Below are 24,636 nucleotides of genomic sequence, written 5' to 3'. Positions count from 1 at the left end.
AATTTCCCATTGGGCACCAAGCCCCCTATTCTTGCCAGCGAGCACCTTGGCCGACAACCCCTGACGGTTTGCTTCGGCACCTGCGACTGAAGACACACAACAGAATTTATCTGTCGGGGAATTACTATCCGCCGAAAGCGTCTTTAATGAGAAGGAAGAGGGACCAGCTCCCGCCGCCGTGGCAACTAGCCCGGCGGACTTTTATATCACCAAGGAGAACTACATGCTGATACTCACCCGTAAGGTTGGCGAAAGCATCGTCATCAATGATGACATCAAAGTCACCATTCTGGGCGTCAAGGGGATGCAGGTGAGGATCGGTATCGATGCACCGAAAGATGTCCAGGTTCATCGTGAAGAGATCTTCAAGCGGATCCAGGCCGGCAGCCCGGCCCCGGAAAAGCACGACGACTCGCACTGAAGGACCTGCCTCAAGCCGCACGGATGCGCTTGATCGCCCCGCGCTTCAGGTGTCCAGAAGCTCGCGCACCTTGGCGATCATACAGTCCATGTCGAACGGTTTGTCGAACACTGCGGCAAACAGGTCGGGGCAGCCCTGGTTGGCTTGCGCACCACTCATGAGGATGACCGGCAAGTCGCTCAGGGCCGGGTCTTCGCGCATGGAGCGCACCAGCTCCTCGCCATTGAGCAGCGGCATCATGTAGTCGGTGATGACCAGCTGAACGCGCTTTTCCTTCAGCGCTTCCAGGGCTTTCAAGCCATTGCTGGCCTTTTCCACCAGAAAGCCTTCGTCCTCCAGGGCAAAACCGAGGATGTCGGCAATCACGTATTCGTCATCGACGATCAGGATGGTGTTCATTGGCCCGCCCCGTCAGCCACTCCCCTGCGGCACCGGCGTTCCTGAAAGCACACCACAGGCGCCTTCGAACGCCTTGCGCAAGGTAATGCCTTGGGGCCCGATCTGCAGCTCGTGCAAGGCAGGGTCGTGATGGCTGTCACGCACCTTGAGGATCGACAGCATGCGCCGCAGCTGCGAGTCCAGTTCGACGAAACGCATCAGCATCAGGTTGTCGACGATGCTCGACAGGTCTGGCGCCGGGGCGCTGATTTCCGCACCGAAAATATCACGCATCTCCCAGGTCAGCATCACGCTTACGTCGCGCGCGCGCAGCTCGCCGGTCAAGGCGCGGAAAAATGCATTGAGCCGCGCCGGGTCGATGGCCAGGCGGCTGAACGCCCCCAGGCTGTCGATCAGCACGCGTTTGCTGCCTTGCGCTTCGACACGCTCCAGCAGCCGCGCCCCAACCTGATCGAGCAAGCCCTCGGTGGTTGGCTGCCAGCACAGCTGCAGGCTGCCGCGCTGCTCCATCGCGACAAAATCGTGCCCCAACGACGCGGCCTTGATGCGCAAGCGCTCCGGCGTTTCGTAGAAGCCGAAATGCAGCCCCGGTGCCTGCGGGCTGCTGGCACCGAGGAAGGCCAGGCCCAATGAGGTCTTGCCAATACCGGAGGGCCCGATCAGCAGGCTGACCGAGCCCGTGGCCAGGCCACCGCCAAGCATTTCATCCAGGGTTGCCACGCCGCAGCTGACCCGCTCCCGGGTGGCAGTGCCCGCAGAGCTGGGGTGGCCGAACAGCGACTCCAGACGCGGGTAGACGTGCAGGCCGGCTTCATCGATGAGGCATTCGTGGCGCCCTGACAACGCCGCACTACCCCGCGTCTTGCGCAGCTGGATATGGCGCACGGCACGGCTGCCGACCAGTTGCTCGCCCAGCTCGATCACGCCGTCGACCATGGTGTGCTCGGGGCTACCCTCTTCCAGGCGCGCACTGGTCAAGAGCAGCACGGTGCAGCCGGCAAAGGCTGCATGGCCCTGCAATTCGGAGACGAACTTCTTGGTATCCAGCGTGGTTTCTGCGCGCACACGGGCATTGAGCACGCCATCGACGATCAACAGGCTGGCCTGTTGCCGGGCGATTTCCTGGCGCAGCAGGCGCACCACCGCGTCCAGGCCCTCCTGCTCCAGGGTGTCGAAGGCACTGACGAACTGGATCGGGTCGCCGACCAGCGACGGGTCGAAAAACTCCAGGGTCGCCAGGTACTGGAACAGCCGCTCGTGCGACTCGCTGAGCAAGGTCGCCACCAGTACCCGGCCACCGCCACGCACATGCCCGCAGGCCAGCTGGTTGGCAAGAATGGTCTTGCCGGCCCCCGGCGGGCCCTGAACGATGTAGGACGCACCGGCCACCAGGCCCCCCTTCAACAACGCATCGAGCCCTTCGATGCCCGTCACCAGCCGCCTGAGTGCCTGAGCCATGGTGTCTACCTGTCGAGTTGGCTGTCCGTCTGGTCCTGATAGATTGGCAAGTAAAGCTGCATGCAAGTTCCCTGGCCGGGTTCACTTTTGACGCAGATGGCGCCACCGCTCTGTCTGGCAAAGCCGTACACCTGGCAGAGGCCCAGGCCGGTACCCTTACCGAAGGGTTTGGTGGTGAAAAACGGCTCGAAGATCCGCGGCAGCACCGCCGGCGCAATACCCTCGCCGCTGTCTTCCACTTCGAAACGCACGAAACCACCGTGCAGCCCTTCCACCTCGCCAGCCAGCTCGACCACATCGACCGTCAGGCCGATCCGGCCCTGCCCGGTAATGGCATCGCGGGCATTGAACAGCAGGTTGAGCAGCACCATCTGCAACTGCCCGGCATCCACCTCGATCAGCGGGAGGTCCGGTTGCAGCAGCACTTTCAGCTCTATCGACCCCGGCAGCGCATGTTCCAGAAGGCCGCGAGTGGCGGCGACAAGGCTGGCCGGGGCGACACGGGTCACATCGAACGTGCGGTGGCGGGCAAAGCTGAGCAACTGCTGAGTCAGTTCAGTGCCTCGCTGCCCGGCGTCGAGAATGTGCTGCAACATACGCTGGGCGCGTGCCGGGTCCCTTGTGGACAATGCCAGGTGCGCCGAACTGATGATGATGGTCAACAGGTTGTTGAAGTCATGAGCCAGGCCACCGGTCAGTTGGCCGAGCGCTTCCAGCTTCTGTGCCTGGAACAGCTGGGCGCGTACCGCATCCAGTTGCAGCGCCGCCTCGCGGCGGTCGGTGATATCGCGGATCACCTTGGCCAGGCCAACGACCTGACCATGGTCATCGTGGACCACATGCAGCACGGCCAAGGCCCAGAACTGCGTACCGTCCTTGCGTACCCGCCAGCCTTCGTCCTGCGCCCCGCCCTGTTCCAGCGCCTGACGCAGCAGGCGCTCCGGGCGACCCTCGGCACAATCCTGCGGGGTAAAGAACAACGAGAAATGCTGGCCGATCACTTCATCGGCGCGGTAACCCTTGATGCGTTGCGCACCGGCATTCCACGACACCACATGGCCGGTCGGGTCGAGCATATAGATGGCGTAATCCACCACCGACTGGACCAGTTGCTCATAGCGGTGGTCTGGCATGACGGGGTCGAAACAGTCGGCTGAAACCATGCAAACTCCACCGGTACGGCAGGAAAGGAAAAATACACGCGGCCGAGCGCAACCACCAGCCTGCTCGCGCGTGGCTGGGCTCAGGGGGTTGGCGCAGCTCAGTGTTCGGAGTCGACCGATACCGAGCCGATGCACCACGGCATCGTCACTTTGAGCAGCCACAGGCTGACCAGCAGTATAAAGCCACCACCGGCCAAGGCCATCAGCTGCTGCGGCTGAGCGTGTTCGGCATCGAACCCCAGCATCAGCAAATAAATGCCGAGGCTGATCAGTGCAACGTACAGAAAGGCGCCCAACACGAGCACCTGCGCGAACAGCAGCCGCCATAATAGCCGTTGGTACAGGATACGCTGCGAAGCTTCGGATCGAGTCATCGCCGCACACTCATTGGATCCAATAGAAGAAGGACAGTGGCGCATTGACAGCAAGGTGTCAATTGCTCCTTCGACCGACCCCTTCTCTGTTGATCATAGGTGCTGTGGTTGACGCAACTATAACGATGGGTTATAAAGCGCGCTTGAATGCGAAGCCCTTCTGCTTAGAAGCGAGCCGGTCCTCACGACCCCTTCAAGCGTGCGAGTGTGGTGGAATTGGTATACACAGCAGACTTAAAATCTGTCGGCGTGAGCCTTGCGGGTTCGAGTCCCGCCACTCGCACCAAATTCCTTTGAAAAGGCGCCTTTAAGGCGCCTTTTTGTTGCGCGTCAGCAAGCCTCGCCGCAGCTGCTAGAGTGGAGCATGTACTGGTCCACTGGAACGCTACCATGCGCTACTCACTGTTCGATGGTCAACGCGACCTGCTCTTGTTGGTCGCCCGGGTAACACTGATGATCCTGTTCATCTTGTCTGGCTGGGCCAAGCTGACCGGTTTCGACGGCACGGTCGGCTACATGACCTCGCTGGGCGCCCCTGCCCCGATGCTGGCAGCGGCCGTTGCCGTGCTCATGGAGTTCGTTGTCGGCATCCTGCTGATCCTCGGTTTTTACACCCGGCCACTGGCCTTCCTGTTCGCCCTGTTCGTGCTGGGTACCGCGCTGCTGGGCCACCCATTCTGGAACATGGTCGACCCGGAGCGCAGTGCCAACCTGACCCAGTTTCTGAAAAACCTCAGCATCATGGGTGGCCTGCTGGCGCTGGCCGTCAGCGGCCCCGGGCGTTTTTCAGTAGACGGCCGCTGAATCAATCCTCTTCGCAGTCGTCGAACCACGCTGGGTGATCGCGCTCTTCGTCATCAAGGTCATCCAGCGTTTGTTCGTCTTCCTCTATGTCATCCTCGACGCCTCGGGCATCGGCTTCTGCCTCACTGTCGTCGTACAGGAATTCGTGATCAAGCAGGTGATCATGCTCGGGTTCGTGCAGGTCGTCTTCGTCGCGCATGCTGGCTCCTGGGCTCGTGGCAGGCCTGTATAGGCTGATCAGCTGCACAGGTCAATGCATCACCGTTTAATGCTGGGTTAACCGGCCGAGTCCAACCTGCAGGCTCTCCCTTCAAACGTTGCTTGCCCGCCTTTCCCGGCGGGCTTTTTTATTGCTGCCACTCCCCCTCCGTCCAGTGCAGTGAAATCACAGGGAACCCGGCCCATGCTGGCCAGGCTCGCAAATGATGCAGGACCTTTGTTTTTCAAGGAGAGCATCCATGACTGTAAACATCGACACCCTGATCATTACCACCCCTGTAGCCAAATCCGAAACCGACCCGGTCGCCCTGGAATTGACCGGCGCCCAGGCGCTGGCCACCCTGCCCGACGTGGTTGCCCGCCTGAGTGATGGCTCGGTGCGCCTGACCGCCCCGACCAAGGGCGCCTCCAGCAAAAGCACCCACCGCACCCGCTGCGAGTGGAAGGAACCCGTCTACTGGGCACTGAACAGCGCTGCCCGGCACCGCAACCACCAGACCATGGTGCTGGAGAAGGTCAACCTTGCGCAGAAAGTGGTGATTGCCCAGCTGCATGTCAAAGACGATGACAGCCCACCTATCAAGGTATTCTGGAACAAGGCCAGAATAACCGTCGGTTTCCGTACTGAATTCAACCAGCTCACTACCAGCAGCAGCACGGTACTGACCGATGTCCCGCTGGGGGCGCGCTTCGACATCAGCATCGAGGTAACGGCGGCCGGCGCCTGCACGGTCAGCGCCAGCTGCAATGGCCGCACCGGCACAACCTCGGGGCTCCAGCTCAACGAGACCTGGGCCACGCGCACACTGAACTTCCATGGTGGGGTGTACAACCAGGTGGACTACACCGATACCACGCCGCCCGAGGACGGCTCGGTGTGCGTGATCAGCCAGCTTGACCTGAGCCATGCGTGACATCCCGATCACCTGAGCTTCACAAAATGCTGACATCCGGCTGGGCACACTGACCCTGCTCCCTAATGTTCTTACAGCCCGCCGCATCCTTGCCGCGGGCTTTTCTTTTTGCGGCATACGCAGCGCCTCTGAGCATGACCTGAAGCAGTTTTACCGTACCGGCCCGGGGCTATGCTTAGCCGGCGATAAGCAAGCCCATTCGGAACAGATACGGAGGCTCGTATGAAAGCTGCTGTTGTTGCACCAGGCCGTCGCGTAGAGGTGGTGGAGAAGTCCCTGCGCCCACTCGAACACGGCGAGGCGCTGCTGAAGATGCAATGCTGCGGTGTGTGCCACACCGACCTGCATGTGAAAAATGGCGACTTCGGTGACAAGACCGGTGTGGTGCTGGGCCACGAAGGTATTGGCGTGGTCCAGGAGGTCGGGCCGGGCGTTACCTCGCTCAAGCCAGGCGACCGGGCCAGCGTGGCTTGGTTCTACCAGGGCTGCGGGCATTGCGAGTACTGCAACAGCGGCAACGAAACCCTGTGCCGCGAAGTGAAGAACGCCGGCTACACGGTAGACGGCGGCATGGCCGAAGCCTGCATCGTCAAGGCCGACTACTCGGTCAAAGTGCCCGACGGCCTCGACTCCGCTGCTGCCAGCAGCATTACCTGCGCCGGTGTGACCACCTACAAGGCGGTGAAGGTCTCCAACATTCGCCCCGGCCAGTGGATCGCCATCTACGGCCTCGGTGGCCTTGGCAACCTGGCGCTGCAATATGCCAGGAATGTGTTCAACGCCAAAGTGATCGCCATCGATGTCAATGACGAGCAGTTGCGCTTCGCCAGCGAGATGGGCGCCGACCTGGTGATCAACCCGCGCACCGAGGATACCGCCAAAGTCATCCAGGCGAAGACCGGGGGCGCCCATGCGGCAGTGGTGACTGCGGTCGCCAAGGCTGCCTTCAACTCGGCGGTCGATGCCCTGCGTGCAGGGGGACGACTGGTGGCCGTCGGACTGCCATCGGAAGCCATGGACCTGAATATTCCGCGCCTGGTGCTGGACGGTATCGAAGTGGTCGGTTCGCTGGTCGGCACCCGGCAAGACCTGCAGGAAGCCTTCCAGTTTGCCGCAGAAGGGAAAGTGGTGCCGAAGGTCACCCTGCGCCCTATCGAAGATATCAACCACATCTTCGAGGAAATGCTGGAGGGCAAGATCCAAGGAAGGATGGTGATTCAGTTCGAAGGTTGATGTTCACGTGCGCTGGCTGTGGCTGCAGCGCACGCTACCCCTTGATAAAAGCGAACCAACCGGCGCGGCCTGGGCTCTAGTTGCTGGTAAGCGCAGGAATTTCTGCCTGGCAACCTGCCGGGCCTGAGATGAAACAGGGTTTGAAGGGGTGGACAGCATGACAGAAGAAGAAGCAAAAGATGTGCTTGAGCGGATCGAATACGAGCTCAGCCTTGGTCAGCCGCACACTGCGACACAAATCGTCATCCACGATCTGGGCTTATGGGCTTATCTGGAAAAGACCAGCGGCCTCATCGCCAGTGGCGGTGTGCTGTTCGATAGGCCAGTGTTGCTGGAGCCAAAATGCGATGCTTCCTTCACGGTAATGTCCAAGCCGTGAGTCGGAGCGCCTTCGCAGACAGGCGACTGGTCAGCTAATCGGGGTACAGACATGAGCATCCGCAGCTTGGCGAAGAACCTGCCACCCGACCCAGGCAATGAAGGCTGGGTGCTCGGTTGGGGTGTGCTGAGAGACCGCTATCCTTGGCATTTCGTCGATGTTTATGCCGACCAGAAGACGGCCAGGGCCGAGGCACAGCGCCGTGGGCATGGCTACGTTGTGGAGTTCGGTTCGCACCGCTTGGGGTCGGATGAATTCATCTGTGGGGTAAGCCCGCCTGAAGGCTAGCGCCTGCTCATGAGGCGAGGCCGCGGGGCCGCCCCGCCTTACATCTTGCCGATCAGCTTGAGCAGCCCGCCGGCACTTACTCCATAGCATTGAACGAATGATGTCCTCTCTCTGGGTGCGTTGGCCGGGACCTGCAATGTTCTTGAGTGTGGTTTTTCCACGATGATGCTCTGGAAACTGGCAGCGCCCGCGCTTGACTCGTAAAACATGAGATATGATTTCGCCCCCGCTGCTCTCATCCAGAGCAGCGGTTCGGCTGCGTCACGCAGCCACTGCAGATTCGCCGCCACTGGGCCAGCAGGGTGCTGTTCAACGGAGGTGGGGCTTGATAGGACGCAAACCTCAGGCCGAGGAATTGACTGTCGAGTGCACCGCAACATGTGCTCTGTAGCGAAAGTTAACGCTCAAGGATAGATTCCATGCTCAAAAAAATGCTCTGTGCCACCGCTATCGCTATTGCGACATGCTCGATTTCTGCGTGCGCGGAAGATATCAAGGAACCAACGTGCTCAGATCTAAAGCGTAATGACCAGGAAATGCTGAAGAAACAGCACGCCAAGTATCCAGAGCTCATGCGTCAATTGCGAGACAAATGCCCTAACCAAGGCAGTGGAGGCTTCGTGCCGAGCACTGCAACCAAGGGCATCATCAGATAACTGAGTGTGCTCTTCTGCGAGTGCCATATAATTGCTATCAGAACTGGCATCAACTGGACGCTGTCGCCGGCAATCCGCGATCGCCCCTAAATGACGTAGACGGAATATTATTTACAAGGACCGAAAAATGGACATCAGATTGGCCAAGCTTACTGCAACTCTAGGACTGGCTGTGATCTTGGCAGGTTGCACGGAAGAGAAGGTGCCTGAACCAACAGCAGACAATTGCGCCCCTGAGATGTACCAGAAAAACCTCGCTAGTTTGTCAAAAGAATCGAGCCGGAACGAGTTCACTGCGAACTGCAAGAGCTTCCTGGCCGCAAAAAAAATGACTTCATGGAAGTTTGAAAAAAGCGCCGAAGACAAATACTGAATCCTTCAGCATGTCGAGCCGCGCCCCGCTGGAAAAGGAGCCTGACGGCTCCTTTTCCAGCTTCGGCGATTAGTCAGCGCGCTTCACAGGCGTCCACTACTCGGATGGTTTCAAATCCTCACATCTGTCGATCAAGTCATCGGCCTTATCGTTATCCGGGAGTTTCTCCCAATATTCAGGCGTGCAATGCTCTTCCGACACGGAATAGTCCAGATCATCGGCGGCCATGATGGGCGTCGATAGCATCGCAGTAGAGATAAGCAGAAAAGCGCTTAGCTTCATAATTTCATTCCTTTGAAGTGGTACACCGTTATACAGATTTTCAAACCCATATGAAAACGCCGCCAATGTCGGCTGCGTTAAGAACTACAATGGATCAGGGCTTGAACCCTTTGTCCTTGCTCCGGTCTGGCGGGGTGATTTTCCAGAATTTTTCGCTGGCCTCTTGCTGCTCCTTCGCCTTCTTCTCGGCCTCGGACTCGAAGCAACCGCTCAACGACAGCGCAGCAACGGCAACGAGCATGGCGCCAATGATGGTGCGTTTCATAAGGATCCTTCCTGTGAAAATGGTCGGGCGTTATACCATCTTTCGCAAAATCTGACACCAACGGGCTACCCGTCAGCGCCGTCCCCCTCTTAACCGATAAACACCTTCCCGGCGAAGGCAGCGCCATCGCCAAGCCCGCGAAAGGCTGAAATTTCGGAACTCAATGCCTTTGGTTCAGGAACTCATGGCTTTTTTGAGACACAAAGAAAAACCCCGCAGACGTTAATCCGCGGGGTTTTCGAATGGTGGAGGCCGAGGTCGGAATCGAACCGGCGTAGACGGATTTGCAATCCGGTTTCAACGTGCTATTTTGTTGGTGTAAACCTTACAACCCCTTGTATTTCAAGGATTTCCCATAATTAAACTGTATATTTATACATCATCATTTGGGACATTCGATGTCCCAGATTTGTCCCACGCTTCCTACCCTTCCTCTCTGGCGCACTGCCGACCGATTCCCTTCCTTTATATAGCCGCTCACAGATCAGCGCATTCCAGCGCCCACAGCCTGGCCGCCTCGGCCAGCTCAAGCATGTCCACCAGGTCACCCTCGTCGATCTCCTGCCGCCGATGCGCGGCATAGGCCATTTCACTGAGCACAGCCGCGCGGCCATCCGGATCTTCTACCAGGGCGACCTGATCGTCCAGTTCAGCCACCCAGGCCTGCGGCAGGTCAGTTGCCATACTCGCCTACCGCCCGGCACCACCACGACTGCGCGTACAGCACGCCGTCGATCTCCTCGATCCCATTGATGTTCATCCCGAGCTGGGCCATGCCGTTGACCTTGGCATCGTGCAGCCGCGGAATGATGTCGGGCCCAGGCGTTGGGTTGAACACCCAGGCCTGGGTCGACTCCCGACCCAGCGGCTCACTGTGGTGGTCGCCGATGTGAATGTCGGCCCGCAGAGGCTGGATTTTCTTTAGCTGATCGGAAGGGATGGCCACGCCATTCACGCGGCGGCGAACGAGGAGGAAGTACATATAGCACCAATACTGTATATCTATACAGCATTGAAGCATACTCCTCCCAGCGCCTCTACTACCAGCCAGCGGTTTCCCACCGGCGGCTGCTTAGCTTTTCGGCAAAAGTGCTGATGCCGTTGTCTGCAGCGCCTTCGCCTTTGCCGCTACAGCCTTGTCACACTCAGAGTTTCTATCTATAGCCATTTCTCTGATGCAGGCCTCTGCTGAGCTTTCAAGATCGGTTTTAGCTTCCATGATGTTGATAGCCATTGAGCCGACAAAAAGGCCTGCTACCAAGGTAAAGGTGACGGTGATGAAAGGTGCTGAGTACGACATGGATATCTCCGACAATATTTAGGCGCCATTATTTCGCCAGCTTAGGCATGGAGCACAATTGTCCGCAACAGCTATCTACTGGCAAGCTGCCACTGCCGCTTGGAGCTGCTTTTCGTACCCTGCCCGCTGTCGTAGTTCGGCCAGAAGCGCCCGCACCTTTACCTCCAGGCTGTCGGCCTTGCGCAGGCCAGCGGACGCCCAGGGTGGCACCGCGACTTCAGGCGCCCGGCACGGTACCTGCACCGGTACCTCGACGCGCACGTACTGGACCTGCGGCTCAACACGACCGCCGCAGCCTGCCAGCGCCAGCGCCCACAAAATCAGCAGCATCCTCATAGATCAAGCTCCTTGTCGATAATTGAGGAAGCGGCAGCGCACTGGTCGCCGCCGGTACGCTCCTGCAGCAGGCGATTCGCTGCGCCGTAGTCAAAATTCGCGTTGGTTCTGGCTTCCTCCATCCCCTGCTTGGCTCTTGCCTGACGCTCGTTCGCAGCCAGCGCCAGGTCGCCCAAGGCCTTCCCTTGCTCTGCAGCCAGGCCGGCCAGATTGTTCCGGGCAGCGGCGCATGCAGCCACTTGGTCCTGGGCAGCATCGAGTGCTGGGCGGAAACGGCTGGTAGTAGCCCAACTGCCAACAATCATTCCAGCCAGGATCAGCAGGCCCGCTCCAGCAGTGCGCGCAAACCAGATATTCATGCCAGTGCTCTCCGCACACCCTCGTCAATCACCTGGTCCGGGTACGGGTTGCCACCGTTCTCATGCACGATGATGCCAACCACCAGGCCACGCAGGGTGGTCGGGTCCTGGATGCTGATCGGGTCGGTTGGGCGCACACCCAAGCGCTTGGCAACTGCTTCTGCGTAGGCCTGGGTGTCGTTCTCGCTGCTCGGCGCCCAGCGGCTAATGGTCTCGAGCACGGTATCGATGCCCTTCCCGCCCACCCCGGGCATGCCGTCTTTGCAGCGGTAGTTGATCAGCAGCTTGCCCAGGGCGCGGATGCCATTCTCGGGCTCGTCGAACCGGGCGAAGCGCGGCTTGGCCACGCCAACCTCCAGGCCGAGCTGGCCCTGCCAGGCGTTCCGTGGGTTGAAATCAATGTTGCCGGGGTTGTTGTTTCGGACCCCTCGAGGTGTTGCCATTGGTTTTCTCCAGGCACAAAAAAGCCCGCAACATGCGGGCAAAACGGTATTATCCGCCGTTGGTTCAGCGGCCCCATGACAGGGAAATCAAAAATGCAAGGCAAACACTTAGCCTACCGCCCGGATATCGACGGGCTCAGGGCATTGGCCGTTTTGGCTGTGGTAATTTTTCACTTCAATAAGAAATGGCTACCTGGCGGTTTCGTCGGAGTTGACATTTTCTTTGTGATTTCGGGATTTCTTATTACCGGGATCGTGACGAGACAAGCGGCCGCTGGAAACTTCTCGTTTACTGACTTCTACATGCGGCGAGTTCGACGAATTCTGCCGGCAGCCTTGTTTGCAACGCTGGCTACCCTGTTGTTCGGCTCGGTCTTCATGTTGCCGGACGATGCGAAGGCCCTATCTCTGTCAGCTATCGCGTCAACGGTGTCGGCTGCAAACATCTATTTCTGGAAATTCCTCGACACCAGCTATTTCGCGTCGTCGTCAGATACTGTGCCGCTGCTGCATATGTGGTCCTTGGGCGTCGAGGAACAGTTCTACCTGATTTGGCCCGCCCTGCTCCTGATCACATTGAAGTTTGGGGGCAGAGCCGCAACGGTTGGAGTAGCAACGCTGATCGCTGCAGCCTCTTTTGGGTACGGGCAGATCAAGTTGGCGACCGACCCGACCTTTGCCTATTACATGCTTCCAGCTCGTGCAGGGGAGCTGCTTATTGGTGGAATCGCTTTCTTTGGTGCAGAGGCGTTCAAGGGGCGGGTTAATCCACTATATGCCCAAGTCATGGCGGCAGCAGGCGCACTTCTGCTCGCTTGGTCACTCGCCTTCGTTCGTGAAGCAGAAGGATTCCCCGGCTTTATTGCGGTTGTTCCCGCCTTCGGCGCTGCCTTGGTAATGGCAGCAGGAAGCTTTGGTAAGACTTTGGTTGGTGGCGCTCTGGCTATCCGTCCAATGGTAGCGACCGGCCTGGTGTCTTTCTCGCTCTACCTTTGGCATTGGCCAGTCCTGGCATTTTATCGCTACGCCTTTGGTGAGCCGGACACCCTTGGCAACTTAACCTGTGCCGCCGTCATGTTCGCGCTGACCATGTTCAGTTACCACCTGATCGAGGTTCCATTCCGAGGTAATAAAGGTTGGAAGTTCACTCTGGCGATACCGACATCCGCGGCGGCTGCGCTTTCCTTCGCTGGCATCCTGTACGTGAGTAATGGCTTGATCGCACCGATCAACCCAACTGGTTATCAGGAAGCATTGGCAGCCAATCGCTCTGGCTCTGAGCCAGCGGCATCAGCTCCTTACGTTTGCCAGAATGCATTCAAGCCAGAGCTGTTCACTGCGGAAAAATGCATATTTGGTGACACTACAAAACCGGTTACCGCCCTACTCATTGGTGACTCGAACGCAGCGCATTTTGCCGGCTATCTGAACGAGATTGCCAAGGCCCAGGGCGTAGCCATGAGAAACGTCGAGCACCATGCATGCCCGCCATTTCCTGGGCAGAGAAGCGTTCGGTACATCAAGGAAGGGTATAAGGTAAGTTGCCCATCCTACTTTGCTGAAGTTCAAAGGCAGATGGCCAAATACGACACAATTATCGTTGGCGCAAGCTGGCCATCTTACTATCCAGTGGACAAAGTAGCGTTCTTCGAAGATTTCGACGCAATGCTCGACGAGCTAAGCATCAGCGGAAAGCGCATAATTGTTGCGCTAAAAGCACCGACATTTAACGCTATCGACAGACAATGCTCTGAGAAAGCATTGAAAATTCCATTTATCGATTGCGGCGGCAAAACTATTCTTGCCGACTCTGGAGAAATGAACATCAACAAGGAAATCATCAAGCGTGTAGAGCAACGCGCCAATGTTTCCTACTTCAGTGTGCGCGATCTTATCTGTGATGGGAAAACTTGCTCAGCATTCTCTGGCAAGACACAGCTCTACTATGACGGCGGACACCTGAGTCGTGCTGGCTCCGAGAAGCTCGGACAGATCGCCGTGAAGACGGGGATGATTCCGAAATCCCTGCTCAACCTCTCCCGCCAGGATGTTGCCGACAACTGACCATCAAAAGCACCGGCTACCGATACTCGGTCAGCCGGTAAGCAACGTTGGCTGTAACGCTGGCGCGGTTGTAGACCTCCAGCGTGCAGCTGGATGCAAAAGTGAACGGCGGAACGAACGCTACTGAAACCGAAGTCCCGCCGATCACCCTGCTGACATCCTCTATCAAGACCGAACCATCGCACGTCAGACGGAAACCCACGTCGTTTCCATAGATCACACCGCCTGCGAAATAGCCGGTGTCTGTGCGAGAAAAAGCCATCGCAAAAGACGTAGCGGCAACGGAAAGCGAACCAGAGCTTTGCCGTGTAGCGCCGCCTGCCATCAGGTAGATTGGATGCGAGTCACGCTGATTTTGATTAAAAACTATGCCCCTACCCGTGACCTTGTTCACACCGCCGGCTTGGTAAACGTGGGAAGCATTTAGGGCTACACCATTTACCGTTGCGTTTGTTACAGAAATATCTGCCCCCCCCTTCTGGCATGATGAAGTTAAACGCCGGTGTGGATCCGGTAATTACAGCGTCAACCGCCACAACTTTCGCATCAAGGCTGGCACGTATCGCTGCTGATGTACAGCCAGAAAAAATAGCGCCTTGAGCAGCCAGGAAGCAGCGTCGAGCATCGATGCCATATTCCCGACCGCTAACATTAGATAGATTGGCATAAACCGTTGACCCCCGAGAAACATCAATACCAATCCCGGTAGTGCCGGTTGCGACGAGCTCAGCAATGTTGGCGTTCGATCGATGAGTGACAGTGATTGCAGACACTAGGCTGTCATAGGCATATGCGTGCATTGCATCGAGGGTACTGTTGCCCGCAACGATGATGTTTGAACCTGCAGACTGAGATGGGTCTGATGTCCGAACAACTCCCTTGAACGACCTTATGTAGCCGTAACTTCCGGCATTGAGCACATAGCCATACACAGTTGGAACGCTTTCCATATCAACCAGAATATCCCATACCGGCGCCCTCGACCTAATCGACAAAAAACCTATCTTACTGGTCCTAGCTACGATTTGATCCAAGCCTATATCAGAATTTGAAGCATGCTCAAAGTCTGCCGCAGGATAAACAACAGAATCAACGGACTTGATCGTGACAAACGACAGGTCCTTGTCAATAATCCTAAACCCCTTCTTCAGTCGATGACCTGATTCAACCACTACATCGACTCTAAACTCCTTGCTCGCACCTTTTGTGTAAAGGTCATCAAGAGCCGACTGAATATCTGGATAATCAGACGGAATTTTTACAATAATATTTTCAGAGACCGGAATAACTTCCTTATTGACTCTAACCTTAAAGTCTCTGTCCACCTGAGTCACAAGCTCTGCCTGATCGTCAAGCCAATCACCTGATAGAACCACTGGAAATGTCGCAGGAAGCCTGGCGCTGTATAAAATGTTTTCCCGCATTAAGAGCTGAGTCGATCTTTCGACAACCAGTGGCTGCCCATCTACATAATTAAGAACAACAGGCTCATACCCCTGATTTGCCAGGAAGTCGTTTACCTGCTGTTCAAGGCCAAAAACAGTTTTCCTGGGCGCCCCCAAGCGATCAGGCACGCTCCGCTTTGACCGATCATTTGCCCATAAATCTATAATGCCGGCGTTATCATTAAGGTCAAAAGGACTGCTAGATCCGTCAGAGCCAACAGGGTTGCCAGTGTTGTAGCGCATAGATTCTCCGGGCAAAAGAAAGCCCGCTCATCGGCGGGCATGCTCGATTAGGTTTCCGGTCAGGCCGGCGGGAATTGATCGTCGTAGGTGTAAACGCGGGCGTCGTAGGGCATGCCCTTCATGGCGACGTTGCCGTTTGCTGGGTCGGAACTGGTGATCAGGGTTGGATAGGCCCAGCGTGCTGCGGGACCGAACAGGATGTGCGGAGGCTCCAGTGGCCCGTGGACCTCCGGCGTAAAGTCGAGGGCATCGACACGCGCCGCGTACGGATCAACCTGCGTTGCGTTCCACGGCCCGGATAGCGTGCCATCCTGCTTGCGAACCCCAATCAGGTGCTCGCCGCCGGCGCTGAAGTCCAGCGGCTCGGACGAGGTCAGCAACGTTCCCGACCCCGTCACCTCAAAGGCCAGCAGAATCGCGCTCTGGCACCCCTTAGGCCTGTCGTCGGCAACCGCGGCGAAACTGAGATAGCCACTGTTGCTGCCGTCCATCTCGGTTTCCCAGGTGTAAACGTCGGTTCTGAACTTCTGGTGGCCACGGCGGCGCATGCCGATGCGCCAGGCTCTGGTCCTGTCGCTGATGCCGGGCATCTTGATCTTCTCGACCTTGTTGCCCAGGTCACCTGGCCAGCGGCACTCGACCGTTTCCCACGCCCAGGTGGTGCGCGAGAAGTACTCCACATCCACGCCGTCAAAGTCGTTGATCGACGGCATGGCGCCGCTTATCTTCAACATCTTGGTCATGTTCTGCGGCGAGTAGGTCTGCGTCTTCGGGCCGTATGTGACATCGAACGCAGCCCGGGCGCTGTCACGCACAGGCCGTAGCAAGCCACGGAAAGTAACCAGTTCGCCGAACCCGCACGCCAGGGCGTTGTTCACCATGTCCTTCACGGTGATCGTCGCATCCAGCGTCTCGTCGTAGGTGTCGCCGCGGGCCACGCAGATCTCGTGGAAAGCCTGCCACTCGGGAAGGTCAAGGTCGTCGTCCGTGTATCCGCGCTGCTTCAGTTGGTGGATGCAGTACGGCACGATGTCTCGCGTTGGCCCGGTTCCACCCTCCATCAGCGGCAGAATGCGCGTTGCCTCGACGCTGACCTGGCTTTCCGATTGGGCCGAGAGCCGGTCGCCGCCGCGTATTCTGCAGGTCATCACCGTTAGGCCTGGATAGCTCGTCGGCGAGTTCTGCATCCGCCCGCGGAGATCCGTCCAGGTTGCGTCGTCGCGGGCCTCGTCGTTGATTCGCCCCGGGCGGTCCTTGTACAGCTTGCGGACCCTGGCCTCTGCCCGCATCGGGTATGGCAGTGTCACCCGGTCGGTGAAGCCCTGGGCCAGGCAGTCTGCGAAGTGGTGCGCCATGCGCGCCAGCGGGGATAGTTCCTGCGCCGCCTCACCACGCCGACAAATTCTTCCAAGTCGTGCCCGCGCAGGTACAACTTGGGCATTCCGTCCTGTCTGAACTTGGGTGCGCCGAACTCATCGGTCGCCTGGGCGATGTGATACAGCTCGTGTTCGACCAGGGCACAGAATTCGGCGTCGGTGCACTGGGCACAGTAGTCGGCGGCCAGGGTGATGAGATAGTCCGGCTCCTCGCCGAACCACTCCCGCATCTGCTGCTCTTGCCGGGCCTTCTGCCATCCGCCAGCGCGGAACATTAGCTGCTCGGCCTGACCAAGTACCACCCGCCCCTGCTTGGCGAACCCAGTCGACGCCCAAAGCACGCCGATGTTGGCGTCGATCAGGTGCGCGTGATCGGGGTTATGGATGCTGCCGGTGTCGGCGAGGATCTCGCTTTGCAACCAGTCCCATACGCCGGTGGCCGGGCGAAGAGTCAGCCATAGGGAATTAAGCAGATCAGCCGGGGGCGTTGGTCTGCTCATGGATCACCTGCATTTTGAAATGATGACGTGTCGCCGGTATTCGTGAAGCCTGCTGGGTTTACCACTCATCCAGGTCGCGGAGACGCTGTATCTGATGCTTGTACTCGCACACTGTCTGATAGGTAGCGCTCGCGGTCCCAGTGGTCAGAGCACCTACTACACCGCAGTCAGCCTTGACGAACTGCTCCCACGACGCTTGCGCCTGCGGCAGCATGGCGGGTACGTCTTTCGGGAGCCAGCCCTTATCGGCATCTTCCTGGACTCCAGCAAGCTTCTTCTGGTACTTCTCGTTCACCGCATCCTTAGCCGCCTCCCGCATTGCATATGCGCAAAGACCTGAATCCTGGGTGGTTTTGGTCTCCGGCTTCCTCAAGCACTGCTGCCAATCGGCCTCCAGCTTCGCCGCGAACTGGCGCACTGCGGCATCCAGTGATTCCTCCCGGCCAACATCAGCGTGGGCCGCACCGACCACGAGCAATGATCCCATGCAGATCGCCTTGAACATACTTGTCACGTGCCTCACTCCTTGTGGTGGCTATACGGGGACTGCATGATGCTGCAAAAAGAAACTGAGTGCCACCAGACTGCGCTCGTTGATTTTGTAGCGTGGACTGGTCAACCAGAACGCTTGCACATGTCGCAATCCAGGCGCTGGCAGATCCAACGCTTCACCCTGGGCCAGTAGGTGACCACGAACATGTGGCGCAAGCCTGCCAGGGCTAGGGCGACATGCATGGTCACCCCGGCTGTGTTCGGGGTGAAGAACATGCGGTCCGACCTGGCCAGGATGGCGTAGCCGCTCAGCGCGATGATCGAGTACAGGATTTTGCCTATCACCCCATCACGCACTTTGCCGCTCAGGACTGCCCAAGAGGCCCACAACGCAATCACGCCAGCCGCCAACGCATTGATGTATTCAAGAATCATCCGTTTGGCCCTCCGAACTTGGACCTGATGACAGACCAGAGATCGGCGGCTTTGATCGCCCTGGTGACGGCGGCAATGAGGGAGCCACCGAAGGTGCCGAGCAGAAACCCTACCCCTGCCACACTGCGCGGTTCCACGATGCCGAAGTAGGCGCTGACCATTCCGGTCAGGTAGTGGGCGCAGGCCATGCCGGTGAGCAAGAACAGTATCCAGGCTTTTCGGTCCGTCAGATCGTCCTTGTGCCACCGGGTGGCAACCAAGGCCCCCAATAGGCCCGCTATAGCCCAGTCGAGCTTTTCGAGCAGGCGGTGAAAAAGCTCCATGCGCTCGGCTCCCGCTGGAATCAAATTAATAACTCAAATTTGCTGTACATAAAGCAAATTTGCTGTATAATGAACTCACACAACAACGAGGCGAGGTGATGAGTTACAACGAGTTCAAACGGTGGCTGAAAGCCAGAGGAGTAAGGTTCGAATCGTTAAACGGAACGAGCCATTTCAAACTCTACTTCGAAGGCAAACAAACGATCTTTCCGGATCACGGTGCAAAAGAAATGAAAGAAGGAACCCGGAAAGGAATTATCAAGCAACTGGGGCTCAAATGAGCCCCTACCACCGTTTGAGTCGAATCATCGCCTCGCCTCGCGAACATCACTCAGAGAGCCGCCCAAGGGAGGGCTAGAAATGTTTGACTACCCGGTAACTGTGCATACCGAAGACAGTCCAGGTGTTGCGCTCACCTGCGACACTATTCCCGAGTTCAACGCCGCCGGGGATGACCTGGAGGAAGCTTTGGCCGAGGCCGGCATCCTGATGCCTGCCGCGCTTTCGATTTACGTTGATCAACGCCGAGCGATCCCCAAAGCCCCGGCACCTGAAGAGGGCCAGCCCGTAGTAACGCTGACCGCACTCACCGTGGCGAAGATCGAATTGTGGAACTCGATGGTCGAAAAAGGCATGCGCAAGGCCGATCTGTGCCGCCTGCTCGGTGTAAGTCAGAGCCAGGGCGACCGGCTAGTGGACTTCATGCACGGCACGAAGCTGGAGGCTCTCGAGAATGCACTGGCCGCGCTCGGTAAACGCCTGGTGGTGTCTGTCGAGCCGGCCTGAATCTTTGTGGGTCTCTCCCAACCTGTCCGCCGAAGACCATTGCAGCGCTGGCCCCCCAATGCACCAGTCTCGCCGATCCGGTCACGCGCCACCCTGAAAGCATGTGAGGTCAGGGTGCGCGGGCTGCCGGTGTTTTTCCGTACACCACACTACCGGCTAGCAGTGTCCAGACTGTCCCGTTAGGGCCTGCCCTGGCTGCAGTTGCTTTCTTTCGCGCACAAAAAAGCCCAGCGCTTGGCCGGGCTTTCGGGTCTAGCTAATCAAACACCAGACACGATGATCTGAAGTGTTCTGAGCTCTGTTGCAGGGTCAAAAAGCAACTCCACCCCCGACTGGGTTAGCTTTTTCACCCTCGGGGTGAAGTCTCCGACAAACTGAACACCAGTCACCTCATTGGGGAAATGAATGGGGAACGTCAGTGACCTTGAGGATTCAAACGCCGGGACATCAATTGATAGTTTTGCGACCAGCGTTCCATTGCGAAAAATTCTGTAAGCGCCATTCGCATTATCACTGGACTCAACGACGAACCCTTCTTTCTGCATTCTGTACTTCTCCATGACTACAGGGTCAATCTTAGAAGCCATTTCAGGGTCTTTTTCAAGGACGTTTGCAAGCTTTGCCATCTCGCCAAAGCTCAAGGTGATATCGCCAAGCCTTAATTCTTTCGCCCTGGACATTAGGTCAACAATCGGATGACGGAAAATCCATAAAGCCGTTAAAAACGCTGTAGGCCACGCAAGGTGGCCTACAAGGGTCGTATATGTCTCGAAAATCGTCAATCGCGCATTCCCTGACGCTCGATGAAGATTAGCACTCCTCAACACGCGCAGGAATGACAGGATGGAGCAAATTTACGACATGGCGACATGATATTGCAAGCCCTTTTGAGGGCCTTTTCACGCCGCCTCGTCGAACAGCACGCCAATCGCTTCAAGCATGTGCTGGGCCTCGGTCAGCGCCTCGTTCACCAGCGACTCCAGCGCGCCCTTGATTGCCCGGTTCCAACGCTGGTAGGTGCGCTCGGTCAGGCCTTGGGAATCCCAGTTGGTCATATCGTAGTTCGACTCGGCCAGGACGATCATCTCGCCCGGCTTCACCTCGGCCACGGCACGGGCGTGCTTGTTGGCGCGCTCAGCAGCGGCAGCAGCAGCCTTGTTGCGCCAGTCCCACTGCCCCTCCCGTTCGTTTTCGCGAGGATCAGGCACCTTGAACTGGGGCACCTTGCGCTGAATTCCCTTCGTTTGCTGCGGAACAGCCCAGACCAGAACTGCCTGCTGAGTGAAGCGCTTCGGCGCCGGGGTTGGCACGATGGCGACCAGACGGCCAATGGAATCAATCTTGCGCCCCTTGTGCGTGCTGTACTTCGCCACCAGGGCATTCCAGTGTCGCGGACTGAGCTGGGCGTGCAGCAGCTTGTGCACGATGGAGTCAGCCAGCAGCGCGGCATCTTTCCCCGATATCTCGCCCTTGAGCTTGCTGGCCTGCACCCGAGGCTCGACATTGCAGCCGCCGGCGCTGTTGATCGTCTCGGCCGCCAGGGCGCGGACCACTGCCGATACCACGTTCTGATAGCTCATTGCTTGCCCCCTGCCTGCTTGGCCTTACTCAAGATGAATTCTTCGTAGCTGCGCTTGCGGCGCACGGCGCCTGCCCAGGACAGCGCCACACCGGCCACCACCATCAGGGCGGCCAAAATCAGGAATCCCCATGCTGGTGTCATGCTGCTGTCTCCTGTGCCTGTATGCGTACGCGCACGGCGCCGCCCTTGGTCGTTTCCTTGCTCACCCTGATCTGGGTAGCAAAAACGTTGTCGTCGATGCCCAGGGCATCTGCCAGGCCGTCACGGCCGGCCTTGAACATCGCCAGCAGGTTGTCGTCGTCGCGCCGCCGGCGATCGGGCGGCACGAACTCCAGCATGAGCAGTGCATCACCCTCCGGAGGCTGGATGCCTGCTTGCCTGGCTAGGAGAAAGCAGGCATAGCGATAGGTCTTCGCCGCCTTGCTCTTTCTGGACCAGTGCACTCGCGCATTTGGGCTGCATGCGGCCGGTGGCCACGGTAGTGTCAGTTCCATCAGGCAGCCCCCTTCACGGTCAGAATGCCGGCCCGGATAAGGGCCTCATGAGTCTCAGCGATCGCCCGAGGCATGTCGGACCAGTCCACCTCGCCCTTCCCACGCCCGTCGAGTACGTCGTGGCATGCGCTGCAGGCGTAAACCGCCACGGTATCGAAGCCCTTCATGCCCATGCCCTTCTGCCCGCAAGGCAGGTGGGCCAGCACGGTGGTCTCCGGGTTGAAATTGCATGTGCCGGGAATCCGGACGGTGCATTCTTGGCCTCGTGCGCTCTCGCGCACCTTCTTGCTGACTACGCGCATGGCTCGGCCTCCTTGGCTTTCTGCTGCTCGGGCTCGAAGTCGCCGCGCAGGGGCATAAGGCTCGTCTCTGCGTATGCCACGCTGCGGTTATCACCAGGTCGGGCGCAGATCCACCCACGCGCCAAGGCGGTGTAGGTCAAGCCATCAGGGCCCTTGAACGCTTCCCCCGGGGAAAGCTTGTGGAGGAGGTCAACCACCGTGCCAGCAGGCACGCCGGGAACTGGGTAGATGGTCAGTGCCAGGTCGCCTACGTTGAACTTGCTCATCAGTACCGCCCTCCCCACCGATCCGGCTCAGTCCAGCGCACGCCATGCTCGGCGCCGAAGGCGTGCATCACTTCGAACAGGTCGCTGAACCACTTCAGCGACTGCTTGCGGGTCGAGACGCCCAGAACAACGAAGCCGCCGTCGATGCCAGGAACCGCGTCCTGCTTCTGCACCGCGGCGCTGAAGATGTGCTTCCAGTCCTCGTCTGTGAGCTTGCGGCCGTACCACTCCACCTGCTGGGAGACGTCACGAAGCATTGCCCACATCTTCCGGTTGCATACGTCGGGACGCTTCTCGTCCTTGATGACCACCACCTTGGGCTTGGTCAGGTCGATGGCGTGCAGGGCGCCGTAGAGGCGGTTGAGGTCCTGGGCGCTACGAAGAGCGAACTCAGACACTGGCCACCTCCTGCAGCTGCTTTTCCACGGCACGAACCCGAGCGGTGAGCTCGCTGATCTCATTGAGCAGGCCCAGCGCGACTTCCTCCACGGTCGTCTCACCGAGGAACTTGTCCAGGGCATCGGTGTGACGCTCGAAAGCATCGCTACCCGACCGCCAGGAGGCCACAACAGACCACAGCAAGGGCTGAAGTTTTTTCTTGTCGACGGTCATACGCCCTCCCCGGCCGGCTGTCCGGCGCGCTCAAACTCAACGTGATACCCGCGCTTCTGGCTTCCATCGGCCATCACGACGCGGCGGTCTGCGCCCTTGGTCATGCGGACAATTTCGCGGCCTTCGACGACCTGCGCGAAGCCCTGGCTCTTGAGCTGGGCGACTGTGATTTCTTGTGCAGGGGTCATCAGATGGCCTCCTTGCCGCGATGCGATTCCCAGTCGAACAGGACGACGATCAGATTTCCCTCGCGCAGGCGGTCAACGCAGCGCTCGCCCATGGCCACCGGCAACTGCTCGGCATCCAGGTTGGAAATCACCACGGTTGGGGCTGGAAGGTCCTCGAAGAGCGATTTGACGACGGCCACGAGGTGTTTGCTGGTGAAGGCGACAAGCGAATCTGCCTGGGCCGGGAGATCGGCCACACCGTCAAAATCCAGCTCTGGTTCATGCAGGACGGCCAACGCGGCGAGGTCGAGCAGTACGGGTGCACCCGGTACCAGTACAAGACCAAGTACGGCATGACCACCGATGGCGAGGCGCCGAAGAAGTCGCTGACCGATGCCATCAAGAAAGCCCTGTCCATGCTGGGCTTCAGCGCCGACGTGTTCCTGGGCATGTTCGATGACGTGAATTACGTGCAGCAGCTTCAGGCCGAGCAAGCGATCGAACAGGCCGAAGACCGCCAGGCCGAGATAGAGCGCCAACAGCAGGAGCGGCTGGACTTCATCAAGGACACGATCGAGACCATGCAGAAGGCGGTAACGCCGCATGAGCGCAAGAAGATCCACGATCACGCAGTTCGCAGGCTAATCGCCCGCAAAGACGAGAGAGGCGCCGCCCGGATCTCCCTTGAATTGAAGAACCTCGAAGCCGGCAAGGCACAGGAGGCTGCATCATGACCCAGCTCTACGCACTCACCGACCAGATGGCCGAATTGGCCGCAATGTGTGACACCGACGATGAAGGCCTCAAGCAGGCCATTCAGGACACCATGGCCGGCATCCAGGGCGAGTTCGAGGTGAAGGCAGACAACATCGTCATGCTGCGCCGGAACATCGAGGGCGACATCAGCGCGATCGACGCGGAAATCGACCGCCTCAACGAACTCAAGCGCATCAAGGCCAACAGCGTCACGGCCATCACCGACTACCTGCGCCGGAACATGGACGCGGCCAACATCAAGACGATCAAGCGCCCGCTTTTCACCATCAGCCTCGTCACCGGCAAAGAGAAGGTAATCGTCGACAACGAACAGGCGGTACCGGATGAACTGACGTCTGTGGTGACCAAGATCGCACCGGACAAGAATGCCATCGCCGCCAAGCTCAAGGCCGTCCGCGAGCACAACGAAGCCGTGCACAAGCGCATGGCTGCCGGCGAAGACTGTGAAGACGAACTCATCCCAGAGCCAGCCTGGGCGCACCTTGAGCGCGGCGAGAGCTCGATCCGCATCAAGTGAGGCAAGCATGAACCAATCCATCGACCTGGAGGCCGCCAAAGCGGCCTTCTTCGCGTCTGGCGGCCAACTCGTCGTGCTGGAGGGCTTCACCTATCGGCCACTGCCTCCGCGCAAAGGCCCTGAAGCTCAGCCAGCGCCGGCTTCAAAGGCGCCCGCCAAGAAGGCCGCACCATCGCCACGCAAGGAAAAAATGAAAGCCCGCGCCGACCAGGTTGCGGAGATGGCCAAAACCATGACCTGCCAGCAGGTCCACGAGGCCACTGGCATTTCTAAGCAGGCCCTATTCCGAGCGGCCCGCGAAGGCAACTTCGTTTTCCGGCGCCCGGAGCGGAAGAAGTCGGCAAACAGCAAGCGGGACGCCCAACGCCAGATCCAGCGGAACCTGAAGCGGATCGAGGAGCTGAAGGTGGTCCAGCGGATCTGCGCGTTGCGGGATACCGGCCTGCACCGCGCCCAGGTGGCCGAGCAGTTGAGCCTCAACTATGGGACGCTGGTCAACATAATCGAGCGCAACGGTATCGACTTCCCACGGGTACGCATCAGGAAATGAAAAAGCTCAACAACTGGTCCGCCAGCGCCGGCGGCAAGA

At 58.6% G+C, this 24,636-nt stretch carries 39 protein-coding genes, 1 tRNA gene and 3 pseudogenes; 14 read left to right on the top strand and 29 right to left on the bottom strand.

The annotated features are described in order from the left end of the window. The first annotated feature begins 223 nt into the window (after positions 1-223). On the top strand, positions 224-421 hold the full coding sequence (gene csrA / locus HU760_RS10185) for a carbon storage regulator CsrA (RefSeq protein WP_004375914.1): 198 nt from the start codon (positions 224-226) through the stop codon (positions 419-421). Between the two features lie 45 nt (positions 422-466). Here csrA and HU760_RS10180 read toward each other — a convergent pair whose 3' ends face one another. The 4 genes from HU760_RS10180 to HU760_RS10165 all read right to left on the bottom strand — a co-directional run bounded on the left by HU760_RS10180 (position 467) and on the right by HU760_RS10165 (position 3,815). After that, complete coding sequence (locus tag HU760_RS10180; protein WP_186674538.1) at positions 467-820, bottom strand: response regulator; 354 nt, start codon at positions 818-820, stop codon at positions 467-469. A gap of 12 nt (positions 821-832) precedes the next feature. After that, the gene (locus HU760_RS10175) at positions 833-2,278 is read right to left on the bottom strand and encodes an ATPase domain-containing protein (RefSeq protein ID WP_186674540.1); all 1,446 of its coding nucleotides are present in this window, start codon (positions 2,276-2,278) and stop codon (positions 833-835) included. 5 nt (positions 2,279-2,283) lie between these two features. Beyond that, positions 2,284-3,441, bottom strand: coding sequence for a two-component system sensor histidine kinase NtrB (locus tag HU760_RS10170; RefSeq protein ID WP_186674542.1), 1,158 nt, complete (start codon positions 3,439-3,441; stop codon positions 2,284-2,286). A gap of 98 nt (positions 3,442-3,539) precedes the next feature. Further along, a complete protein-coding gene (locus tag HU760_RS10165) occupies positions 3,540-3,815 on the bottom strand; it encodes a hypothetical protein (RefSeq protein WP_186674544.1) in 276 nt (91 codons plus the stop codon). 201 nt (positions 3,816-4,016) lie between these two features. Here HU760_RS10165 and HU760_RS10160 point away from each other — a divergent pair. Together HU760_RS10160 and HU760_RS10155 are read left to right on the top strand one after the other, a co-directional pair. Further along, positions 4,017-4,101, top strand: a tRNA-Leu gene (locus tag HU760_RS10160). Between the two features lie 104 nt (positions 4,102-4,205). Continuing rightward, positions 4,206-4,619 (top strand): DoxX family protein, encoded by a 414-nt coding sequence (locus tag HU760_RS10155; protein ID WP_186674546.1) that lies wholly within the window; start codon positions 4,206-4,208, stop codon positions 4,617-4,619. A 1-nt stretch (position 4,620) separates the two neighbouring features. Here the strand turns inward: HU760_RS10155 and HU760_RS10150 are convergent, their stop codons facing one another. Then, positions 4,621-4,818 (bottom strand): hypothetical protein, encoded by a 198-nt coding sequence (locus tag HU760_RS10150; RefSeq protein ID WP_186674548.1) that lies wholly within the window; start codon positions 4,816-4,818, stop codon positions 4,621-4,623. Positions 4,819-5,077: 259 nt separating this feature from the next. Between HU760_RS10150 and HU760_RS10145 the strand changes: the two genes are divergently transcribed. The 5 genes from HU760_RS10145 to trbK all read left to right on the top strand — a co-directional run bounded on the left by HU760_RS10145 (position 5,078) and on the right by trbK (position 8,681). Then, entirely contained in the window at positions 5,078-5,752 is a 675-nt protein-coding gene (locus HU760_RS10145) for a polysaccharide lyase family 7 protein (protein WP_186674549.1), read from the top strand. A 222-nt stretch (positions 5,753-5,974) separates the two neighbouring features. Further along, positions 5,975-6,985 (top strand): alcohol dehydrogenase AdhP, encoded by a 1,011-nt coding sequence (gene adhP / locus HU760_RS10140; RefSeq protein ID WP_186674553.1) that lies wholly within the window; start codon positions 5,975-5,977, stop codon positions 6,983-6,985. 157 nt (positions 6,986-7,142) lie between these two features. After that, positions 7,143-7,364, top strand: a complete 222-nt coding sequence (locus tag HU760_RS10135) for a hypothetical protein (protein WP_186674555.1) — start codon at positions 7,143-7,145, stop codon at positions 7,362-7,364. Between the two features lie 51 nt (positions 7,365-7,415). Further along, the gene (locus tag HU760_RS10130; RefSeq protein WP_186674557.1) at positions 7,416-7,652 is read left to right on the top strand and encodes a hypothetical protein; all 237 of its coding nucleotides are present in this window, start codon (positions 7,416-7,418) and stop codon (positions 7,650-7,652) included. A gap of 783 nt (positions 7,653-8,435) precedes the next feature. Further along, positions 8,436-8,681, top strand: a complete 246-nt coding sequence (gene trbK / locus HU760_RS10125; RefSeq protein WP_186674565.1) for an entry exclusion lipoprotein TrbK — start codon at positions 8,436-8,438, stop codon at positions 8,679-8,681. 376 nt (positions 8,682-9,057) lie between these two features. Here trbK and HU760_RS10120 read toward each other — a convergent pair whose 3' ends face one another. From HU760_RS10120 to HU760_RS10090, 7 genes are all read right to left on the bottom strand, one after another. Continuing rightward, positions 9,058-9,228, bottom strand: a complete 171-nt coding sequence (locus tag HU760_RS10120; RefSeq protein WP_186674567.1) for a hypothetical protein — start codon at positions 9,226-9,228, stop codon at positions 9,058-9,060. A gap of 477 nt (positions 9,229-9,705) precedes the next feature. Next, on the bottom strand, positions 9,706-9,912 hold the full coding sequence (locus tag HU760_RS10115) for a hypothetical protein (RefSeq protein WP_186674569.1): 207 nt from the start codon (positions 9,910-9,912) through the stop codon (positions 9,706-9,708). Further along, positions 9,902-10,210, bottom strand: a complete 309-nt coding sequence (locus HU760_RS10110) for a hypothetical protein (protein ID WP_186674571.1) — start codon at positions 10,208-10,210, stop codon at positions 9,902-9,904. The genes HU760_RS10115 and HU760_RS10110 overlap by 11 nt, the downstream gene beginning before the upstream one ends. A 90-nt stretch (positions 10,211-10,300) precedes the next feature. Beyond that, positions 10,301-10,528, bottom strand: coding sequence for a hypothetical protein (locus HU760_RS10105; protein ID WP_186674572.1), 228 nt, complete (start codon positions 10,526-10,528; stop codon positions 10,301-10,303). Between the two features lie 75 nt (positions 10,529-10,603). Further along, positions 10,604-10,864: a hypothetical protein gene (locus tag HU760_RS10100; protein WP_186674574.1), complete on the bottom strand. Its 261-nt coding sequence runs from the start codon at positions 10,862-10,864 to the stop codon at positions 10,604-10,606. After that, positions 10,861-11,223 (bottom strand): hypothetical protein, encoded by a 363-nt coding sequence (locus HU760_RS10095; protein WP_186674576.1) that lies wholly within the window; start codon positions 11,221-11,223, stop codon positions 10,861-10,863. The genes HU760_RS10100 and HU760_RS10095 overlap by 4 nt, the downstream gene beginning before the upstream one ends. Further along, on the bottom strand, positions 11,220-11,666 hold the full coding sequence (locus HU760_RS10090) for a structural protein P5 (protein WP_186674577.1): 447 nt from the start codon (positions 11,664-11,666) through the stop codon (positions 11,220-11,222). The genes HU760_RS10095 and HU760_RS10090 overlap by 4 nt, the downstream gene beginning before the upstream one ends. 93 nt (positions 11,667-11,759) lie before the next feature. Here HU760_RS10090 and HU760_RS10085 point away from each other — a divergent pair, with 93 nt between their 5' ends. Then, the gene (locus HU760_RS10085; RefSeq protein WP_186674578.1) at positions 11,760-13,730 is read left to right on the top strand and encodes an acyltransferase family protein; all 1,971 of its coding nucleotides are present in this window, start codon (positions 11,760-11,762) and stop codon (positions 13,728-13,730) included. Between the two features lie 16 nt (positions 13,731-13,746). Here HU760_RS10085 and HU760_RS10080 read toward each other — a convergent pair whose 3' ends face one another. From HU760_RS10080 to HU760_RS10050, 7 genes and pseudogenes are all read right to left on the bottom strand, one after another. Further along, complete coding sequence (locus HU760_RS10080) at positions 13,747-14,124, bottom strand: hypothetical protein (protein ID WP_186674579.1); 378 nt, start codon at positions 14,122-14,124, stop codon at positions 13,747-13,749. Continuing rightward, complete coding sequence (locus HU760_RS10075; protein ID WP_186674580.1) at positions 14,105-15,418, bottom strand: hypothetical protein; 1,314 nt, start codon at positions 15,416-15,418, stop codon at positions 14,105-14,107. Before HU760_RS10075 ends, HU760_RS10080 begins: the two co-directional genes overlap by 20 nt. Positions 15,419-15,477: 59 nt before the next feature. Continuing rightward, a pseudogene (locus HU760_RS10070) lies at positions 15,478-16,746 on the bottom strand (host specificity factor TipJ family phage tail protein); the annotation flags it as partial. Further along, on the bottom strand, positions 16,722-17,294 hold the full coding sequence (locus HU760_RS10065) for a putative metallopeptidase (RefSeq protein ID WP_225932808.1): 573 nt from the start codon (positions 17,292-17,294) through the stop codon (positions 16,722-16,724). The gene HU760_RS10065 and the pseudogene HU760_RS10070, both read right to left, overlap by 25 nt. 58 nt (positions 17,295-17,352) lie before the next feature. Further along, positions 17,353-17,799, bottom strand: a complete 447-nt coding sequence (locus HU760_RS10060; RefSeq protein WP_225932845.1) for a lysozyme inhibitor LprI family protein — start codon at positions 17,797-17,799, stop codon at positions 17,353-17,355. 110 nt (positions 17,800-17,909) lie between these two features. Then, positions 17,910-18,221 (bottom strand): hypothetical protein, encoded by a 312-nt coding sequence (locus HU760_RS10055; RefSeq protein WP_186674583.1) that lies wholly within the window; start codon positions 18,219-18,221, stop codon positions 17,910-17,912. Then, the gene (locus tag HU760_RS10050) at positions 18,218-18,544 is read right to left on the bottom strand and encodes a hypothetical protein (protein ID WP_063912510.1); all 327 of its coding nucleotides are present in this window, start codon (positions 18,542-18,544) and stop codon (positions 18,218-18,220) included. Before HU760_RS10050 ends, HU760_RS10055 begins: the two co-directional genes overlap by 4 nt. A gap of 98 nt (positions 18,545-18,642) precedes the next feature. On the opposite strand from HU760_RS10050, the gene HU760_RS10045 reads away from it, so the two are divergent. Both HU760_RS10045 and HU760_RS10040 read left to right on the top strand, forming a co-directional pair. Continuing rightward, a complete protein-coding gene (locus HU760_RS10045; protein WP_063912511.1) occupies positions 18,643-18,825 on the top strand; it encodes a type II toxin-antitoxin system HicA family toxin in 183 nt (60 codons plus the stop codon). Positions 18,826-18,904: 79 nt separating this feature from the next. Further along, complete coding sequence (locus tag HU760_RS10040) at positions 18,905-19,330, top strand: type II toxin-antitoxin system HicB family antitoxin (protein ID WP_186674585.1); 426 nt, start codon at positions 18,905-18,907, stop codon at positions 19,328-19,330. A 260-nt stretch (positions 19,331-19,590) separates the two neighbouring features. On the opposite strand, the gene HU760_RS10035 is transcribed toward HU760_RS10040, so the two are convergent. The 10 genes and pseudogenes from HU760_RS10035 to HU760_RS09990 form a co-directional block, all read right to left on the bottom strand. Continuing rightward, positions 19,591-20,112 (bottom strand): hypothetical protein, encoded by a 522-nt coding sequence (locus HU760_RS10035; RefSeq protein ID WP_186674586.1) that lies wholly within the window; start codon positions 20,110-20,112, stop codon positions 19,591-19,593. A gap of 117 nt (positions 20,113-20,229) precedes the next feature. Continuing rightward, positions 20,230-20,910, bottom strand: a complete 681-nt coding sequence (locus HU760_RS10030; protein WP_186674587.1) for a hypothetical protein — start codon at positions 20,908-20,910, stop codon at positions 20,230-20,232. Beyond that, entirely contained in the window at positions 20,907-21,053 is a 147-nt protein-coding gene (locus HU760_RS10025; RefSeq protein ID WP_186674588.1) for a hypothetical protein, read from the bottom strand. The genes HU760_RS10030 and HU760_RS10025 overlap by 4 nt, the downstream gene beginning before the upstream one ends. Continuing rightward, complete coding sequence (locus HU760_RS10020; protein ID WP_186674851.1) at positions 21,050-21,409, bottom strand: RusA family crossover junction endodeoxyribonuclease; 360 nt, start codon at positions 21,407-21,409, stop codon at positions 21,050-21,052. Before HU760_RS10020 ends, HU760_RS10025 begins: the two co-directional genes overlap by 4 nt. Further along, positions 21,406-21,708, bottom strand: a complete 303-nt coding sequence (locus tag HU760_RS10015; RefSeq protein WP_186674589.1) for a nuclease domain-containing protein — start codon at positions 21,706-21,708, stop codon at positions 21,406-21,408. The genes HU760_RS10020 and HU760_RS10015 overlap by 4 nt, the downstream gene beginning before the upstream one ends. Further along, on the bottom strand, positions 21,699-21,974 hold the full coding sequence (locus HU760_RS10010) for a hypothetical protein (protein WP_186674590.1): 276 nt from the start codon (positions 21,972-21,974) through the stop codon (positions 21,699-21,701). The genes HU760_RS10015 and HU760_RS10010 overlap by 10 nt, the downstream gene beginning before the upstream one ends. Continuing rightward, positions 21,974-22,372, bottom strand: coding sequence for a recombination protein NinB (locus HU760_RS10005; protein ID WP_186674595.1), 399 nt, complete (start codon positions 22,370-22,372; stop codon positions 21,974-21,976). Before HU760_RS10005 ends, HU760_RS10010 begins: the two co-directional genes overlap by 1 nt. Then, a complete protein-coding gene (locus HU760_RS10000) occupies positions 22,365-22,586 on the bottom strand; it encodes a hypothetical protein (protein ID WP_186674596.1) in 222 nt (73 codons plus the stop codon). The genes HU760_RS10005 and HU760_RS10000 overlap by 8 nt, the downstream gene beginning before the upstream one ends. Continuing rightward, positions 22,583-22,774 carry a hypothetical protein gene (locus HU760_RS09995; RefSeq protein ID WP_061550567.1) on the bottom strand — a complete coding sequence of 64 codons (192 nt, stop codon included), beginning with the start codon at positions 22,772-22,774 and terminating at the stop codon, positions 22,583-22,585. The genes HU760_RS10000 and HU760_RS09995 overlap by 4 nt, the downstream gene beginning before the upstream one ends. Beyond that, positions 22,774-22,917 (bottom strand): annotated as a pseudogene (locus tag HU760_RS09990) (ATP-binding protein); the annotation flags it as partial. The pseudogene HU760_RS09990 and the gene HU760_RS09995, both read right to left, overlap by 1 nt. Between HU760_RS09990 and HU760_RS09985 the strand changes: the two are divergent. From HU760_RS09985 to HU760_RS09975, 3 genes and pseudogenes are all read left to right on the top strand, one after another. Next, a pseudogene (locus HU760_RS09985) lies at positions 22,909-23,487 on the top strand (hypothetical protein); the annotation flags it as partial. The pseudogenes HU760_RS09990 and HU760_RS09985 overlap by 9 nt on opposite strands. Further along, entirely contained in the window at positions 23,484-24,047 is a 564-nt protein-coding gene (locus HU760_RS09980; RefSeq protein ID WP_186674597.1) for a siphovirus Gp157 family protein, read from the top strand. The pseudogene HU760_RS09985 and the gene HU760_RS09980, both read left to right, overlap by 4 nt. 7 nt (positions 24,048-24,054) lie before the next feature. After that, positions 24,055-24,597: a hypothetical protein gene (locus HU760_RS09975; protein WP_186674598.1), complete on the top strand. Its 543-nt coding sequence runs from the start codon at positions 24,055-24,057 to the stop codon at positions 24,595-24,597. Positions 24,598-24,636 lie beyond the last annotated feature (39 nt).

Source organism: Pseudomonas oryzicola (assembly GCF_014269185.2).
GTDB classification, from domain to species: domain Bacteria; phylum Pseudomonadota; class Gammaproteobacteria; order Pseudomonadales; family Pseudomonadaceae; genus Aquipseudomonas; species Aquipseudomonas oryzicola.
This window is presented reverse-complemented; position numbering and strand designations above follow the sequence as displayed.